Source organism: Variovorax sp. RA8, from assembly GCF_901827175.1.
Taxonomy (GTDB): Bacteria; Pseudomonadota; Gammaproteobacteria; order Burkholderiales; family Burkholderiaceae_C; genus Variovorax.
Genome location: NZ_LR594662.1, coordinates 6172636 through 6189020 on the forward strand (window position 1 = coordinate 6172636; position 16385 = coordinate 6189020).

General features: G+C 68.9%; 16 protein-coding genes. 6 read left to right on the plus strand and 10 right to left on the minus strand.

From position 1 onward, the window contains the following. The first annotated feature begins 48 nt into the window (after positions 1–48). A complete protein-coding gene (locus E5P3_RS29395) occupies positions 49–1605 on the plus strand; it encodes a M48 family metalloprotease (protein WP_162589182.1) in 1557 nt (518 codons plus the stop codon). Between the two features lie 3 nt (positions 1606–1608). Here the strand turns inward: E5P3_RS29395 and E5P3_RS29400 are convergent, their stop codons facing one another. From E5P3_RS29400 to E5P3_RS29410, 3 genes are read right to left on the minus strand one after another with little or no spacing between them, the layout of a single operon-like run. Next, positions 1609–1962, minus strand: a complete 354-nt coding sequence (locus E5P3_RS29400; protein ID WP_162589183.1) for a phage holin family protein — start codon at positions 1960–1962, stop codon at positions 1609–1611. A 21-nt stretch (positions 1963–1983) separates the two neighbouring features. Beyond that, positions 1984–2448, minus strand: a complete 465-nt coding sequence (locus E5P3_RS29405) for a hypothetical protein (protein WP_162589184.1) — start codon at positions 2446–2448, stop codon at positions 1984–1986. 21 nt (positions 2449–2469) lie between these two features. Beyond that, positions 2470–3207, minus strand: coding sequence for a TerC family protein (locus E5P3_RS29410; RefSeq protein WP_162589185.1), 738 nt, complete (start codon positions 3205–3207; stop codon positions 2470–2472). Positions 3208–3621: 414 nt separating this feature from the next. Between E5P3_RS29410 and E5P3_RS29415 the strand changes: the two genes are divergently transcribed. Together E5P3_RS29415 and E5P3_RS29420 are read left to right on the plus strand one after the other, a co-directional pair. Further along, on the plus strand, positions 3622–4086 hold the full coding sequence (locus tag E5P3_RS29415; RefSeq protein WP_162589186.1) for a DUF3717 domain-containing protein: 465 nt from the start codon (positions 3622–3624) through the stop codon (positions 4084–4086). Between the two features lie 23 nt (positions 4087–4109). Beyond that, positions 4110–4418 (plus strand): putative signal transducing protein, encoded by a 309-nt coding sequence (locus tag E5P3_RS29420; RefSeq protein ID WP_162589187.1) that lies wholly within the window; start codon positions 4110–4112, stop codon positions 4416–4418. Here E5P3_RS29420 and E5P3_RS29425 read toward each other — a convergent pair whose 3' ends face one another. The 4 genes from E5P3_RS29425 to E5P3_RS29440 all read right to left on the minus strand — a co-directional run bounded on the left by E5P3_RS29425 (position 4419) and on the right by E5P3_RS29440 (position 8730). After that, complete coding sequence (locus tag E5P3_RS29425; protein ID WP_162589188.1) at positions 4419–4979, minus strand: YaeQ family protein; 561 nt, start codon at positions 4977–4979, stop codon at positions 4419–4421. It abuts the gene before it with no gap. A 49-nt stretch (positions 4980–5028) separates the two neighbouring features. After that, positions 5029–6417: an adenylosuccinate lyase gene (gene purB, locus E5P3_RS29430; RefSeq protein ID WP_162589189.1), complete on the minus strand. Its 1389-nt coding sequence runs from the start codon at positions 6415–6417 to the stop codon at positions 5029–5031. Between the two features lie 36 nt (positions 6418–6453). Beyond that, complete coding sequence (locus E5P3_RS29435) at positions 6454–7509, minus strand: M48 family metallopeptidase (protein ID WP_162589190.1); 1056 nt, start codon at positions 7507–7509, stop codon at positions 6454–6456. Positions 7510–7572: 63 nt separating this feature from the next. Further along, a complete protein-coding gene (locus tag E5P3_RS29440; protein ID WP_162589191.1) occupies positions 7573–8730 on the minus strand; it encodes a YjgN family protein in 1158 nt (385 codons plus the stop codon). A 107-nt stretch (positions 8731–8837) separates the two neighbouring features. On the opposite strand from E5P3_RS29440, the gene E5P3_RS29445 reads away from it, so the two are divergent. Continuing rightward, the gene (locus E5P3_RS29445; protein ID WP_162589192.1) at positions 8838–9449 is read left to right on the plus strand and encodes a glutathione S-transferase N-terminal domain-containing protein; all 612 of its coding nucleotides are present in this window, start codon (positions 8838–8840) and stop codon (positions 9447–9449) included. 460 nt (positions 9450–9909) lie between these two features. On the opposite strand, the gene E5P3_RS29450 is transcribed toward E5P3_RS29445, so the two are convergent. Next, positions 9910–10533, minus strand: a complete 624-nt coding sequence (locus E5P3_RS29450) for a glutathione peroxidase (protein ID WP_162589193.1) — start codon at positions 10531–10533, stop codon at positions 9910–9912. A gap of 129 nt (positions 10534–10662) precedes the next feature. On the opposite strand from E5P3_RS29450, the gene E5P3_RS29455 reads away from it, so the two are divergent. Then, complete coding sequence (locus E5P3_RS29455) at positions 10663–11520, plus strand: ferritin-like domain-containing protein (RefSeq protein WP_162589194.1); 858 nt, start codon at positions 10663–10665, stop codon at positions 11518–11520. A gap of 55 nt (positions 11521–11575) precedes the next feature. Beyond that, the gene (locus E5P3_RS29460; RefSeq protein WP_162589195.1) at positions 11576–12517 is read left to right on the plus strand and encodes an RNA polymerase sigma-70 factor; all 942 of its coding nucleotides are present in this window, start codon (positions 11576–11578) and stop codon (positions 12515–12517) included. 23 nt (positions 12518–12540) lie between these two features. On the opposite strand, the gene E5P3_RS29465 is transcribed toward E5P3_RS29460, so the two are convergent. After that, positions 12541–13569, minus strand: coding sequence for a septal ring lytic transglycosylase RlpA family protein (locus E5P3_RS29465; RefSeq protein ID WP_174263115.1), 1029 nt, complete (start codon positions 13567–13569; stop codon positions 12541–12543). Further along, entirely contained in the window at positions 13562–16366 is a 2805-nt protein-coding gene (glnE, locus tag E5P3_RS29470; protein ID WP_162589196.1) for a bifunctional [glutamate--ammonia ligase]-adenylyl-L-tyrosine phosphorylase/[glutamate--ammonia-ligase] adenylyltransferase, read from the minus strand. The genes E5P3_RS29465 and glnE overlap by 8 nt, the downstream gene beginning before the upstream one ends. Between the last annotated feature and the right edge of the window lie 19 nt (positions 16367–16385).

Sequence of the window (16385 nt, forward strand, 5' to 3'; positions counted from 1 at the left end):
GTTCGGCGGAGTGAAGCATCATACGAGGCCCAGCCATCGACCCTCCCCATGCTGCGCCGGAACCCTTCCACCCCTGCGACTTGCAAGCCGAAGCGCCTGCTGCGGACGCTCTGCGCCTTCCTCCTGATCGCGTGCCAGCTCGCGATGCCGCCGCTGGCGCAGGCCCAGCTGCTGCCCGGCATGGGCGACGGCGAGATGACGGCCAGCGCCGAGCGCCGGCTGGGCGACCAGATCGCGCGCGAGCTGTACCGCGACCCCGACTACATCGACGACCCGGTGCTGGTCGAGTATGTGGAGGACATCTGGCAGCGGCTGCTGGCGGCGGCGCGCCTGCGCGGGGAGCTCACGCCCGAGCTGGACGAGCGCTTTGCCTGGACCGTGATGCTGGGCCGCGACCGCAGCATCAATGCCTTCGCGCTGCCGGGCGGCTATCTGGGCCTGCACCTCGGCCTGATCTCGGTGACCGGCAGCCGCGACGAGCTCGCCACCGTGCTCGGCCACGAGCTCTCGCACGTCACGCAGCGTCACATCTCGCGCATCATGGCCAAGCAGAGCCGGCAGATGCCGCTACTGCTCGCCGGCATGATCCTGGGGATGATCGCCGCCGGCAAGAGCCGCAATGCCGATGCGGGCCAGGCGGTGCTGATGGGCAGCCAGGCCGCCTTCGCGCAGAGCCAGCTGAGCTTCTCGCGCGACATGGAGCGGGAGGCCGACCGCATCGGCTTCGGCGTCATGACCCAGGCAGGCTATGCGCCGCAGGGCGCGGCCGCGATGTTCGAGAAGCTGCAGTACGCGGCGCGCCTCAATGACAACGGCTCCTATCCGTACCTGCGCAGCCACCCGCTCAACAGCGAGCGGATCGCAGACATGCAGGGCCGCTACCAGTTCCGGCCCGGCAGCGGCCTCGCCATGCCGCTGGCGATGGACCACGCGATGATCGCCGCGCGCGCCCGCGTGCTGGTGCGCCCCGGCGTGGACGTGCTGCGGCTGTGGATCGACGCAGCCGGCAGCGGCGAATTCGCGCGCAGCTCGCCGGCGCAGCAGGCCGGCACGCTCTACGCGGCGGCGCTTGCGTCCAACGAGCTGCGCGACTACAAGTCGGCCCGCGCCCTGGTAGAGCGGCTGCGCACCCGTGCGGGGGAAGACGCGCGCGCAACGCGGTTGGCGCGCCTGCTTTCGGCCGAGATCGAGCTGGCAGCCGACGGCGCGGCGAAGGCGGCCACGCTGCTCGACCCGCAGGCGAAGGACCGGCCCGAGATGCTGCTCGCCGCGCAGGCTGCCTCGGCCACCCGCCAGCCGGCGCCGATGGTGGCCCCGCTGCGCGACTGGGTGGCATCGCATCCGCGCGATGCGACGGCCTGGCGCATGCTGGGCCGCCTCTATGGCGCGCAGAACGACACGCTTCGGGCGATCCGCGCCGATGCGGAGGCCAACGTGGCAGTGCTCGACTACCCGGGCGCGCGCGACCGCTTCAAGGCGGCGCAGGAGCTCATCCACAACGGCGGCGGGCCCATCGACCACTACGAGGCCTCGATCGTCGACACCCGCGCGCGGGCGATCGAGGTGCTGGTCAGGGAGCAGGCAGCGGAGCCGCCGCTCAAATAGCGCTCAGCCCCTGGCGAACAGGCCGCCCAGCGCGGCCTCGATGACCAGGCCCAGCAGCGAATAGATCAGCGAGCCGATCAGCGCCGCCACGAAGCCGTTCACGTGGAAGCCCGGCAGCAGCCCCGAGGCGGCCCAGAACAGCAGGGCATTGATCACGAAGAGGAAGAGGCCCAGCGTGACGATGGTGACCGGCAGCGTCAGGACCACCAGCACCGGCCGCACCACCATGTTGAGCAGGCCGATCACGGCCGCGGCAATGAGTGCCGAGGTGAAGCTCGACACCTGCACGCCGCTGTAGACGTAGGTCACTGCCAGCAGCGCGAGAGCGCTCAGCAGCCACTTGATGACGAGGCGCATGCGTGCGGTGTGGCGAGCGTCTTATTCAGACAGCTCGTTGGCCAGCATCAGCAGCGCGCCCATGCCGAGCACCGCGCCGGGCAGCGCCCAGCCGGACTGGCTGGGTGATTTCACGTCAGGCGCGACCGGTTCGAGGTCCACGCCGATCTTCGGGCGGCGGGCATCGATCACGCGCGCCGCGCCGTGCTCCATCTTCAGGCGCCGTGTCAACTCGGCCAAGGGACCCTTGGCCAGCACGGAGGTAACTTGGCCGTCTTGCAGTTGCAGCAGCGGCAGCAACTGCTCCTGCGTCTTCGCCAGCCATTTATTGCGCCAGTTCTCGCGCGCGCTGTGGCTCACCCATTTGCTGATGCGATGCGTCATGCGCGGCGCGCAGGCCACCAGCACCCAATGGCGGGCACCCGTGCCGACCGCTTCCGGCGTGAGCCGCGAGAGCAGCTCGCGCGCGTAGGCCGCGTCGTCGACATACAGAATGATCTTTTCCATGGGTGCTCCTTCTTGTCGAGATCACGCGGTGGCGGTGTCCTGCGGCTTCGGCCGGCGCATCGCCACCCACTTGCCGATCAAGAGCACCAGCAGCGCGCCGCCGATACCGGCAATGTAGCGCACCATGTCGGTCTGCGGCACCTTCGGCACCCAGGCCCAGGCGGCGGGGTTGACGACCGCGGGGTCCGACACAGCCATCGTGCCGGCGATCCAGCCCAGCAGCATGCCACCCAGCGTGATGATGATGGGGAAGCGGTCCATCAACTTGATGACCAGCTGGCTGCCCCAGACGATGATCGGAATGCTCACCAGCAGGCCGAAGATCACCAGCGGCATCTGGTGGTCCGAGCCCGCGCCCTGGGCAGCGCCCGCAATCGCGATCACGTTGTCCACGCTCATCACCAGGTCGGCCACGATCACCGTCTTGACGGCGGCCCACAGCTTGTCGCTGGCGGCGATGTTGCCGTGCGCATCGTCATGCTCCGGAGCAAGCAGCTTGACGCCGATCCACACCAGCAGCAGCGCGCCAGCCAGCTTCAGGAACGGAATGGCCAGCAGGGTAAGCGCGAAGAAGATCAGGATCACGCGAAGCACGATCGCACCCGCCGTGCCCCAAAGGATGCCCTTGGTGCGTTGCGCGGGGGGCAGCTTGCGGCAGGCCAGCGCGATGACGACGGCGTTGTCGCCGCCGAGAAGGATGTCGATCATGATGATCTGACCGACGGCGACCCAGAATTCGGGGGTCAGGAACTGTTCCATAGCGTCCTCTGTTCGAATTGCTTCATCCCGTGCGGGTTGGATCAAGCGGCTGAATGAGGACCCACGGGTCCCGGACATGCAAACGCTTCGATCGAACCCGCGCGAGCTCTAATCGAAGGTCTTGCTCGGCAGCGTGGGCTGCCCGACAGGCCGGAAGTGTTGTCTTCGTATTGACGACCTGTCGATTTCGTCCTCGTGGAGAACGGGTGGGAGCTACTCCCCTTCGGTGGACGATTAGAGCATCGAGGACCCTGGCCTGGCAACCGGATTTTTCCAGGGGCTTAAAGAAAAAGCGTCCGGATGTTGCGCCACCAGGGCGGCGGCCGCTATCGATTTGAGAGCAGCGCATAACCTTCGCCCGCCGCCGGGCTTTGCCGGGACTATGATGCCCAGCCGCATTTTCCGACCCCCTTCATGGCCGCCATCCACATCACAGACATCGAGGCCGCCATCAATTACTGGCGCGAGAAAAAGCCCTCGCCCGATGGCATCACCCTCGCACCCGAACTGCGCGCGCTGGCGGAGGTCTACGCGCTGATGGTGTTCCATCACGAGGACGAGGCCGCCGAGGTCGGCTTCCCGCCCAAGGCCTGGGACGCCTGGCTCGCCTGGTACCAGACGACACCGGACACCCCCTGCATCGCCATCTGCTCCACCAGCCAGGGCGACGACGAATGCAAGGGCTGTGGCCGCAGCTTCGACGAGGTGCAGCATTGGCCCTCGATGACGCCCGGCGAGAAGCGAGCCACCTGGCGCCGCATCACGATGCAGGACAAGGCCTGGCGCTTCAACCGCTATGCCGAGCGGGCGCGCGAGGCCGAGCCTGCCTGGCCCGACGACGAGCCCGCGCCCGGCGAGCTCGTCGAGCTGCCGCGCTGAACAGGACGCAGGACGCAAGCGCCATGCGCCGCCTCGCGCAAGCCCCCAACCTGGCGATCGCCACCCTCTGGGCCGATGCCTTGCGGGAGGAGGGCGTCGCGGCCTCCGTGCAGCGCGAATACCTCGGCGCGGCCGCCGGCCAGCTGCCGCCCGACCAATGCCTGCCGGAGATCTGGATCGAGGACGAGGCCCAGTTCGAGCGCGCCAAGCAGCTGCTGCACGCGCTGCAGCACCGGCCCCAGCGGCGCTGGCAGTGTGGTTGCGGCGAGCTGGTGGAAGGCGGCTTCGAGCAGTGCTGGCGCTGCGGCGCGATGATGCCTGGCGAAGCCTGACTACTTCCAGCGCACCGGCTCGATGTCCACGTTGTGCGTGCCATCGCCCAGCATCAGCGTGCCTTCCTGGACCGTCGCCTGCAATTGCATCGATCGCTGCGCCAGCGCGGCCAGTGCCTGCGAAGCTGCCGTCGGCACGCGGTACACCGCCAGGTTCTGCGGCCGCGTGAGCTTGTTCTCGATGCCGCGCCACCAGACCTCGGCCGCATGGTGGAAGGCATAGACGATCGTCTCGTCCGCCTTCCCGCAGGCCTTGATGATCGGCTTGTCCTCCGGCTGGCCGACCTCGATCCACAGCCGCACCGCGCCGGTGAAGTCGCGCAGCCAGACATCAGGCTCGTCCGGGTTCGAAAGGCCCGCGCCGAAGGCCAGCGTGCCGTCGCCCTGGCAGACGTCCTGCAGCTTGTGCGCATTGAGAGCCAGCGCCACCAGCCGGATCATCATCCGCTCGTCGGTCTCGCTGGGATGGCGCGCCAGCGTGAGCGCGTGGTCGGCGTAGTAGCCGTGGTCGATGTCGGCCACCGCGAGGGTGGCCTTGAAGATGGTGGATTTGAGCGCCATGGGGTCGCGAGTGTAGGCGGCCCCTCGGCCCGCCCGGCCTACCCTGTCTTCAGGGCGTCTGCGCCCGCCGCGCGAGTTCGACCGCCTTGCCGGTGTAGCTGGCTGGCGTCATGGCCAGCAGCCGTTCCTTTTCCTCTTCGGGGATCTCGAGCGAGCGGATCAGCTCGTGCAGCGCTTCGGCCGTCACCGTCTTGCCGCGGGTGACCTCCTTGAGCTGCTCGTACGCGCCCTGCACGCCGAAACGCCGCATCACGGTCTGGATCGGCTCGGCCAGCACTTCCCAGGAGGCCTCGAGATCCTCGGCGAGCGCCTCCTCGTTGAGCTCCAGCTTGCCGAGGCCGGTGGCCAGGCTCGCATAGGCCAGCACTGCATAGCCGAAAGCCACGCCGATGTTGCGCAACACGGTGCTGTCGGTCAGGTCGCGCTGCCAGCGGCTGATCGGCAGCTTGTCGCTCAGGTGGCGAAGCAGGGCGTTGGCCAGCCCCAGGTTGCCTTCGGCGTTCTCGAAATCGATCGGGTTGACCTTGTGCGGCATGGTCGAGGAGCCGATCTCGCCCTCCTTGAGCCGCTGCTTGAAATAGCCCAGGCCCACGTAGCCCCAGACGTCGCGCGCGAAGTCGATCAGGATGGTGTTGACCCGCGCCACGGCATCGAAGAGCTCCGCCATGTAGTCGTGCGGCTCGATCTGGATGCTGTACGGCTGGAAGCTGAGGCCCAGGCCCAGCGGCGCCGGCGTCTCGACCACCTTGCGGCTGAAGGCCTCCCAGTCGAACTCGGGCCAAGCCGCCATGTGGGCGTTGTAGTTGCCCACCGCGCCGTTCATCTTGCCCAGCAGCGCGACGCCGGCGATGCGCTCGCGTGCCTTGGCCAGCCGCACGGCGACGTTCGCGATCTCCTTGCCGACGGTGGTCGGGCTGGCGGTCTGGCCGTGCGTGCGCGACAGCATCGGCACCTCGGCGAAGCGGCCCGCCATCTCGCGCAGGGTGGCGATCAGGCCGTCGATGGCAGGCAGCACCACTTTCTCGCGCGCCGCCTGGATCTGCAGCGCATGGCTGGTGTTGTTGATGTCCTCGCTGGTGCAGGCGAAGTGCACGAACTCCGAGGCCGCCTGCAGCTCCGGGCGCGCCTCGAACTTGGACTTGATCCAGTACTCGACCGCCTTGACGTCATGGTTGGTGGTCTTCTCGATCTGCTTGATCGCGATGGCGTCGGCCTCGGAGAAATTGTTGACCAGGCCCAGCAGGTACTTGCGCGCGCCGCCGGTGAGCGGCTTGAATTCGGGGAAGCCGCAGTCCGACAGCGCGATGAACCACGCCACTTCGACCTGAACCCGCCGATGCATGTAGCCCTGCTCGCTCATCAGCGGCCGCAGGGCCGAGAGCTTGGCCGCGTAGCGGCCGTCGAGGGGGGAAAGGGCGGAGACGGTGGAAAAGCTCATGCCCGAATTTTAGGTGCCGGCCCCAGGCCTTCAATTTCAGTTGGCCGCTGCCTCGCGGAAGAAGGCGATGCGCTCGGCCGTGGCCGGGTGCGAGGAGAAGGCCAGGCCGATGACGTCATCGTCCAGCCCGGCGCGCTTCTGCCCGGCGCGCCAGCGCTCGACGGCCTCGAAGAAGCCGATCATCACGCGCGGCGAGATGCCGGCGGCGCGCATCAGCCGCACCGCTTCGGCGTCGGCCTCGCGCTCGGCATCGCGCGAGTAGCCGAGCGTGGCCAGCAGCACCGGGGCGCTGCCGATCAGCGTGCCGTAGTCGCCGAAGGCGGCCGACACGGCAAAACCGATCGCCGAGGCCTGCACCAACTGCCGCATCGCATGCCGCAGCCGCACATGGCCGAACTCGTGGCCCAGCACGCCGAGCACTGCATCCGGGTCGCCGGGCATCAGCTGAACCAGCTCGTCGGTCAGGACGATGGTGCCGCCCGGCAGCGCCAGCGCGTTGGGGCCCAGCCGTGGGTCGCGGGCGCGCCGGAACTCCAGCTTCCAGGCCGGCGCGCCCTCCGGATGCGCTGCCTGCACCATCCGCGCGAAGGTGCGGCGAATGCGCTCCTGTTCCTCCGGCGCCAGCGCGCTGGGCGCCAGCAGCGACTGGTCGATGGATTCGAGCACCTCGGCGCCAATGGTCGTGTCCACGCCGGCCGGCACCGCCGCCGTCACGCCGCGCGCGACCCAGGGCAGGCCCCACTGGTACAGCGCCGCGGTGGCGGCCAGCAGCAACGCCAAGGCCAGCGCCACGCCGCGCCAGTTCTGCTGGGCGCGGACCACCCAGCTCTCGCTGCGGCCGAGCTGCGCGGCCCATGCATCCCAAGCCGCGACGTCGAGCGCCTGGACGCTGGCACCCTGCGGCAGCTGCAGGAGCCGGCCGCCGTGACGGGTGCGCTCGGGCCAGCGCAGCCGCGCCAGCGGCACGCTGAACGATGCAAAGGTTTCGCCGGGCGCCGGCGAGATGGTCAGCACATCGCCCTGCACGTGCAGGCGCGCCGCCTGCGGCCGGCTGCTGCGGCCGTCGAAGAAACGGACCTCGAGGGCGTTCATTCGACAACTGCCCCTGGGCTTGTCGCCTCGTGTTCTGCGCTCATCCAGCCGTCGGGGTGGCGCTCACAGGCCAATGTCCAGCCCGAACAGGTCGGCCGCCATGTCGCCCGCGGCGCCCGGGTCTTCCCGCCCCGCCACCTGGCTGAGCTGGTCGAGCCCGATTCGCGTCTGCAACTCGACCGCATCGATCTGGGCACGCCGGGTGTTCACCACCGCGAAAGGCCAGTAGAGGCCGAGCGTAAGGAAGATCAGCAGGTAATTCCTGCACTGCAGGCCCAGGTAGCTGCCGAACTTCAGGCGGCTGTCGAAGCGCAGCACCTCGTTGCCGGTGGTCGACCACAGCAGGTTCTGCAGCCGCACCTGCAAATAGGACTTGGGCAGGATGTTGACGAGCAGGATCGTGCCGAAGCCCATGAGCGCCGCCACGACCACGAACGTCGCGCCGGTGCCGGTCCTGCGACCGGTGAAGGCAAAAAGGCCCGCCACCAGCAGCATGATCGCGAAGGCCCCAAGGCTGATCGCGATCAGCTTGATGAAGATGCCGTAGAGCACGCCCACATCGGCCTTGAGCCGGGTCTGCAGCGTGCCGATCGCGTAGTTGTCGTGCTGGTAGCGCCGCACGCGCCAGAAAAAGTAGGGCAGGCCCGCCACGAAGGCCAGCATGCCCAGGCCAACCACGCCGGTGGCCACGGCCGGCAACGCGGGGGGTTTGCCATCCATCGACGCTCCGGCCATCGCGCCCGCGAGGGCCGCCGGCAGCAGCGCCAGGGCCAGCGGCGGCAGCATGCAGGCGTAGGCGCCGGCGGTGTCGCCCGCGAAACGGAAGCGCAGGCCGCGCCAGCTGGTGTTGGCCAGCCTGAAGCGCATCGCCGCCCGGAACAGCGCCGGCCATAGCGCCACGAAGGCCAGCGCCGCCAGCAGCGCCGCCCAACCGGAGAAGTTGCTGCCCACCGAATAGGCGATCAGGAAGCCGGCGGCGATCAACGTGCCGCGCAGCATCTTGGCCGGCTCGCCGTGGAAGTCCAGCGCGTCGCCGCCGACCCAGGTGTTGCTGTAGAAGTACTTGAGCTTGCGCACCTTGGCCCAGGGCAGGTAGATGCCGAGCGTGAGGACGATGAGCAGCAGGTTGACGATCCAGATGCGGAAGTACTCGCTGCCGCTGGCCGTGAACTCGATCGGATGGCGCTCGGGCACTGTATCGATGGGCGCTTCTGTGACCATGTTCCTTCACCTTCTCCCTCGTTGGCATGGAAGCAGGATTCTGCACCGCGCGCCTTCCCCTAGAATCAAAACGCTACAACGACGACCCCCAGGGGGAGAGAGCCCGCATGAAACTGATCGGATCCGCTGCCAGTCCTTATGTGCGCAAGGTGCGTGTGGTCATGGCCGAAAAGCGGCTCGACTACCAGTTCGTGATCGAGGACGTCTGGTCCGACGACACGACCATTGCCAGTTCCAACCCGCTGGGCAAGGTGCCCTGCCTGATCATGGACGGCAGCGAGGCCATGTTCGACTCGCGCGTGATCGTCGAGTACCTGGACACCCTGTCGCCGGTCGGCAAGCTGATCCCGCAGCCGGGCCGCGAGCGCGCCGAGGTCAAGACCTGGGAGGCCCTTGCCGACGGCGTGATGGATGCCGGCGTGCTCTGGCGTCTCGAGGCCACGTGGGCCCGCCGTGCCGACGGCGAGCGCAGCCGGGCCTGGATGGACCGCCAGCGTGCGAAGGTCGAGGCCGGCATCCGTGCCATGGCCAAGGGCCTGGGCGATAAGCCCTTCTGCAGCGGCATCCATTTGAGCCTGTCGGACATCTCCGTCGGCTGCGCACTGGGCTGGATCGCGTTCCGCTTCCCCGACATCGACTGGCGCGGCGAGCACCCGAACCTCGGCAAGCTCTACGACAAGCTGATGCTGCGCGCCAGCTTCGCCGACACCGCGCCCTGAGCGCCGGAGCCACCCCATCGGCCCCAAAGCAAAAGCCCCGCACCGCGGGGCTTTTTGTTGGTGGACACCGCGGAACCGGCTTTGCCGGGCCGCCGGTGTTGCCCCCGGTAGGGGGTGGGCGGCTACACGAAGTGAGCCAACCTGGGGGCGAGCAACATCCCCACCGCGGAACCGGCTTTGCCGGGCCGCTGGTGTTGCCCCCGGTAGGGGGTGAGCGGCTACACGAAGTGAGCCAACCTGGGGGCGAGATAAAGATGCTGCGAGGCGCCCCGAAACGAAGGAGGGAGGGAGGGAGGAGGAGAAGAATCGCCCCGGGATTTCATCCGGACGTCATGCGCCCAGAAGGCCTCGCAACATGAAAACTTTCGGGTTTTCTACACCCGAGCCGGTAAGAGCCGACCTGCGCAGAGCGGTTCCCCGGCCAGTGGTAAGCATTTGTGACGGCAGGTGCCCCGCAACCTCACTGCGGCCCGAGCTGCTTTTCCAGGTCGCGCACGAAGGCCCTGTCATCCGGCGAGGTCATGCTGGAATAGGACTCCACCACCTTGCCTTCGCGGCTGATCAGGTATTTGTAGAAATTCCACTTGGGCGTCGTGCCCGAGGCCTGCGCCAGTTCCTTGAACAGCGGATTGGCCTGCGGCCCGCGCACCGAGGACTTGGCGAACATCGGGAATTTCACGCCGAAAGTGCTTTCGCAGAACTCGGCGATCTCCTTGTTCGTGCCGGTCTCCTGCGAGAAGTCGTTGGAGGGGAAGCCCAGCACCACCAGCCCGCGCGAGCGGTACTTGCTGTCCAGCGCCTCCAGGCCTTTGTACTGTGGGGTGAAGCCGCAGAAGCTGGCGGTGTTGACCACCAGCACCACCTTGCCTGTGTACTGGCACAGCGCTTGGGGTTTCTCGTCTTGCAGCCGGGGGAAGGTGTGTTGCAGGATGGGTGGGCAGCCGGCCGGGGTGGTCGCTGCGGCGCCGGGCGCTGGAGCGCCCTGGGCGTTGGCGACAGCGGGCGCCAGGCAGGTTGCCGCTGCGAAAGCCGCGGAAGCCGCGAAGTGGGGAGAAACAAAGGGCCGTCGCAGGAGGCTTCGCATGGCGGTTTCCAGAGTGAATGTAGGGACTTGGCCGGAATGGCGGCGCGGTCGTCTATACCGCATCATCGCGCGCTTGTCACGAGTGCGCCAAACCCCGCGTCTAAAATCGCCGGGTTCAGAAAGTCATTGATGCTCTACCCGGAACTTTTCAGACAGCTCGAATCCGTCCGCTGGGACATGGACAAGGACATCCCCTGGCAGTCCTTCGACGCGAGCCGCCTCTCCGAGGAACAGGCCCAGACCATCAAGATGAATGCCATCACCGAGTGGGCTGCCCTGCCCGCCACCGAGATGTTCCTGCGCGACAACCGCCATGACAGCGACTTCTCCGCCTTCATGTCGATCTGGTTCTTCGAGGAGCAGAAGCATTCGCTGGTGCTCATGGAATATCTCAAGCGCTTCAGCCCCCAGCACGCCCCCACCGAGCAGGAACTGCACGAGGTGCGCTTCGACTTCGACCCGGCGCCGCCGCTCGAGACCCTGATGCTGCATTTCTGCGGCGAAATCCGCCTCAACCACTGGTACCGGCGTGCCGCCGAGTGGCACACCGAGCCCGTCATCAAGCACATCTACACCACCCTGAGCCAGGACGAAGCCCGCCACGGCGGTGCCTACCTGCGCTACATGAAGCGTGCACTCGAGAAGTTCGGCGACGAGGCGCGCGCCGCCTTCACCAAGGTCGGCGTGCTGATGGCCAGCGCCCGGCGCACCGCCCAGGCACTGCACCCGACCAACCTGCACGTCAACAAGGCGCTGTTCCCGAAGGACACCATCCAGAGCCGCGTGCCCGACCCGGACTGGCTGGAACATTGGCTGGACAAGCAGATCAAGTTCGACGCCGTCTGGGAACACAAGGTCGGCGACCGCATCCTGCACAACCTGAGCCTGCTGATGAACCGCAGCTTCAAGACCGTGCAGGAGCTCAACCGGTACCGCAAGGAAGTCACGGCCACCCTCGGTCCCAAGGCCGAGTACCAGGGCGCCTGAGCACCCGCCGCGCCCGCACCTGTCACAAGGCGGGCGCATCGTCCGTCTTGCCGATATGGACGACTCCACCCACACCTTCGACCGCCACCGCAAGCGCCTGCTGGGCATTGCCTACCGCATGCTCGGCTCGGCGGCCGATGCCGAAGACGTGGTGCAGGACGCCTGGCTGCGCTGGAACGACGCGACCGTCGACGCACTGAACAACCCCGAGGCCTGGCTGGTCACGGTGGTCACGCGCCTGTCCATCGACCGCCTGCGCGCCGCCAAGCTCCAGCGCGAGCACTACGAAGGCACCTGGCTGCCCGAGCCGCTGCTGACCGACGCGCCGGCATCGCCCGAGCAGATGCTGGAGCGCGCGGACAACATCTCCGTGGCCTTCCTGGCGGTGCTGGAGCGCCTCGCCCCCGAGGCGCGCGCGGCCTTCCTGCTGCGCGAGGTGTTCGACGCCGAGTACGAGGACGTGGCGCGTACCCTGGGCAAGAGCGAGGCGGCGTGCCGCCAGCTGGTGCACCGCGCCAAGACCCAGATCCAGGACGAGCGCCCGCGCTTCGCGGTGGAGCGCGATACCCACTGGCGCCTGATGCAGGGTTTTGCCGAAGCCTCCACCAGCGGCGACATGCGCCGGCTGAAGGAACTGCTGGCCGAGGATGCCGAGCTGATCGGCGACAGCGGCGGCAAGGTGCCCGCCTTCCGCAAGATGCTGCGGGGCGCCCAGCGCATCGCGCAGTACTTCTACGCCGTCCCGCGCCTGCTGGGTGGCGGGCTCCGGCTGGAGCTTGCCGAGATCAACGGCGAGCCGGGGCTGCTGCGCTTCTACAACGGGTCCCTGGAGTCGGTGCAGACCATCGAAACCGACGGCGAGCGGATCCTGCGCATCCGCACCCAACGCAATCCGGAAAAACTGGCGCGCATCGCCGCGCGCTTCTCGGCGCGGGCCATCACGCGTGCCGAGCTCGAGGCGCTGCGGACCGCCGCGCCGCCTGAAGCCCTGCCCTGAGCGTGCCTCAGCGCCTCAGCGCCTCAGCGCCTCTCGACGATCATCGGCGCCAGCTGCAGCCCGTTGCGCACCTGCTCGGCCATGTCGCGCGCCTGGTCGCGCGAAGCGTAAGGCCCGGCCTGCAACCGATAGGTGCCGCGCTCGGCGAACACGTTGAGCGCGCCCGCCAACACGGGCAGGCTGCGCGCCACCTGCTGCTGGAAGCGCTCCACGCCATCACGCTGGCTGAAGGCGCCGAGCTGGACCCAGAAGCCCGATGCCGGCGCGACCGGCGGCGATTCGGCGGCCGGGGCCGGCACCGGCTCGGACGAGGGTGCCGGCAGCGGCGGCAGGGTATCCAGCTCCCGCACTTCCGCGCGCGGCGCGGCCACGACCGGCGAGGTCAGCGCCGCGGGCACGGCGACGGCATCGGCGGCGCCCGGGGTGGCGGGGGCCGCGGCAAGCGCCACCGGCGCCTGGGCCGGCGCCGCCTGCGCCAGCGCTGTGTCCCCGCGCCGCCAGGTGCCGGCGCGGATGTCCGCATTGGTGATGCGCTCGATCTCCACCGGCGCAACCCCGCGCAGCAGGTCGAGCTTGTAGGCCGCGGTGTAGCTCAGGTCGATGATGCGGTCGTCGTGGAAGGGCCCGCGGTCGTTCACCCGCACGATCACCTCGCGCCCGTTGGCCGGGTTGCGCACCCGCACGTAGCTGGGCAGCGGCAAGGTCTTGTGGGCGGCCGTCATCGCGTACATGTCGTAGGGCTCGCCGCTGGCGGTGGATTGCGCGTGGAACTTGCGGCCGTACCAGGAGGCGAGGCCGGTCTCGCGCCAGGGCCGGTCGTCGGTGATCGGCACGTAGGAGCGGCCCAGCACCACATAGGGTTTGCTGGTGCCGCCGCTGCCGCGGATCGCTTCGACGCGCGGCTCGGCATCGGGCATCTGGCCCAGGCCGGGGGGCGGGTTGGCGTCGGGGCCGTCGCGGCCGATGCCGGAGCCGCGCGGCCCGCTGGCGCAGCCCGCCAGCAGCACCAGTGCCGCGCCGACAGCCAGCGCGAGGACGCGTGCGTCAGCCAAACACCGCCTTCCACAGGGCCAGCATGGCTTCGCGCTCGGCCGCCAACGCGCTCATCGGCACCTGCGTCGGCTCTTCGTTGAGCCGCGCCCGGTGCTGCACGCGGCGCAGCTCGCGGTAGGCCGCGGCGGCGTTGCGGCCGATGCCCTCGGGCAGCAAGCCGGCCTCCTCGGCCCGGACCAGCAGCGCGATGTTGCCCACGTTCGGGATCAGCTCGGGATGGGCCTTCGCTTCCGAGAGCACCAGGAACTGGACCGCGAACTCGGCATCCACCATGCCGCCGGGGCTGTGCTTGACGTCGAAGCGATCGGCCTTGACCGGCCGCGCGGCACGCACCTTCTCGCGCATCGCGACGATCTCGGCCTTGAGCGCGGCGCGGTCGCGCGGCGCCGTAATGACGGCCTCGCGGATGCGGTCGAAGCGGTCGCACAGCGAGCAGTCGCCGCTGTCTTCGGGCCCCGAAGCCATGTCCACGAAGCGCGCGCGCGTCATGGCCTGGTGCTCCCAGGTCCAGGCGGTGTTGCTGCCGCGGCCCAGCTGGTATTTCTCGTAGGCGTCGAAGCTGGTGGTGAGCAGGCCCGAGTTGCCGTTGGGCCGCAGCGCCGTGTCGATCTCGAACAGGTCGCCCTCCCGGGTCTTGACCGTCAGCCAGTTGATGAGCTTGCGCACGTAGGCCGCATAGACCTCTCCGGCGCGCTCGTCGTCGTCGTCGTAGACGAACACGATGTCCAGGTCGCTGCCGTAGCCGAGCTCCTTGCCGCCCAGTTTTCCGTACCCGATGATCGCGAAGCGCGGGGTCTCGCGGTGCGGGTTGCGCACGTGCGGCCAGCACCAGCGCGCGGTCACGCGCAGCACCGCGTCGGCCAGCGCGCTCAGGTCATCGGCCACCTGCTCGACCGTGATGCGGCCCTCGACGTCGCGCGCCAGCGTGCGGAACAGCTCGGCGTGGTGCGCGTGGCGCAGCAGGTTGAGCAGGCGCTCCTCGTCGGCCTCGCCGGTCTGGCGCAGCGACAGGTGGCGCGCTTCCAGCTCGCGCTCGAACTCGGCGGCCGAGAAGCGGCCGGCCAGCATTTCATGGCTTGCGAGCTCGTCGATCACGCCCGGGTGCTGCATCAGGTAGCGCGCCGGCCAGCGCGCCGAGCCCAGCAGGCGCAGCAGCCGCTCCTGCACCGCCGGGCGCTCGACCAGCAGCGCAATGTAGTTCTCGCGGCGCATCAGCGGCTCGATCCAATCGACCCAGCGCATTGCGCCGTCGATGTGGTGGGCGATCTCGCCAGGGCCTTCGCCGTCGGGCTCCCGCAGCCATTGGCCGGTGCGCTGCACCAGCTGGCGCAGACGTGCGCGGGTCTCGTCGCGCAGGGCCTGCACGCGCGGGCTGTCGCGCCACGCCTGGATGCGTTCTGCAAAGGGCGCCGGCAACGCCTCGATCAGGTCGCCCAGGTCGGCCGGGACGGTGCCGGCCGCCGCGCCGTTGCAGCGCTTGCAGGGCGCCTTCGTGCCGCCGAGCAGCTTGTCGAACTCCTGGGCCACGAACTCGCGATGCGCATCGAGCTGCGCCAGGAAGGGGCAGCAGCCCTCGTACCCGAGCGTGCGCGCGATCCAGCGCAGGTCCTCGTCCTGCACCGGCAGCACATGGGTCTGCTGGTCGTCCAGGTATTGGATGCGGTGCTCCACGCGACGCAGGAACTCGTAGGCCGCGGCCAGCGCGTCGGCCGTTTCCTGCGGCATCAGGTTGGCGCGCGCCAGGCGCTGCAGCGCATCGAGCGTGGGTCGGGTGCGCAGCTCGGGGAACTGCCCGCCGCGCACCACCTGCAGCAGTTGCACGATGAACTCGATCTCGCGGATGCCCCCGCGCGAGAGCTTGACGTCGTTGGCACGCTCAGGCCGCCCGGCGCTGCGGCGCGCGGCCTGCTCGCGGATCTGCCGGTGCAGGGTGCGCAGCGAGTCGAACACGCTGTAGTCCAGGTAGCGCCGGAACACGAAGGGCAGCACCACGCCGCGCAGGGCCTGGGCCGAACAGTCCGCGATCACGCTCTGCGGCGCCACCACCCGGCTCTTGAGCCAGGCAAAGCGCTCCCATTCGCGCCCCTGCACCTGGAAATACTCCTCCAGCGCATCGAGCGAGACCACGCTCGGTCCCGAGTTGCCGTTGGGCCGCAGCGCGAGGTCGACGCGGAACACGAAGCCGTGCTCGGTGGTGTCGCCCACCAGCGCATAGATGCGCTTGACGGCGCGCGAGAAGAACTCCTGGTTCGCCAGCCGCGCGCGCCCCTGCGCGTCGCCCACCGTCTCGCCGTCGTGGTCGTAGAGGTAGATCAGGTCGATGTCGCTCGACACGTTGAGCTCGCGCGCGCCGAGCTTGCCCATGCCCACCACCCAGAGCTGGGCGTGCTGGCCATCGGGGCCGAGCGGTGTGCCGTGCGTGGCCTCGAGCTCGGCGCAGGCCTCGCGGCAGGCGATGTCGAGGGCGAACTCGGCGAGCTCGGTGACCGCGGTCGTGACCACCGCCAGCGCTGCCTGTTGTTCGCAGTCGAGCGTGACCAGCCGCTCCATCACGAGTTGCCGCACGATGCGCAACGCATCGGCCACGCCGTCTCCGCGTTCGCGCAGCGCGTCGTAGGCCTGCGCCATGGTGGCGCGCCGCGGTTCGCCGGCCGCCAGCAGTGCCAGTTCGCCGGCGTAGCGCCGGCGCAGGCGCTGCACGAAACGCGAAGAGGCCGCGAACGGCATCTGCGGCGCATCCGCTGCGCCGCCTTCAGTATGGGTATCGGTGGAACCGGGTGGGAGGCTCGCAGTCATAATTCCTGTCACAGCGCGA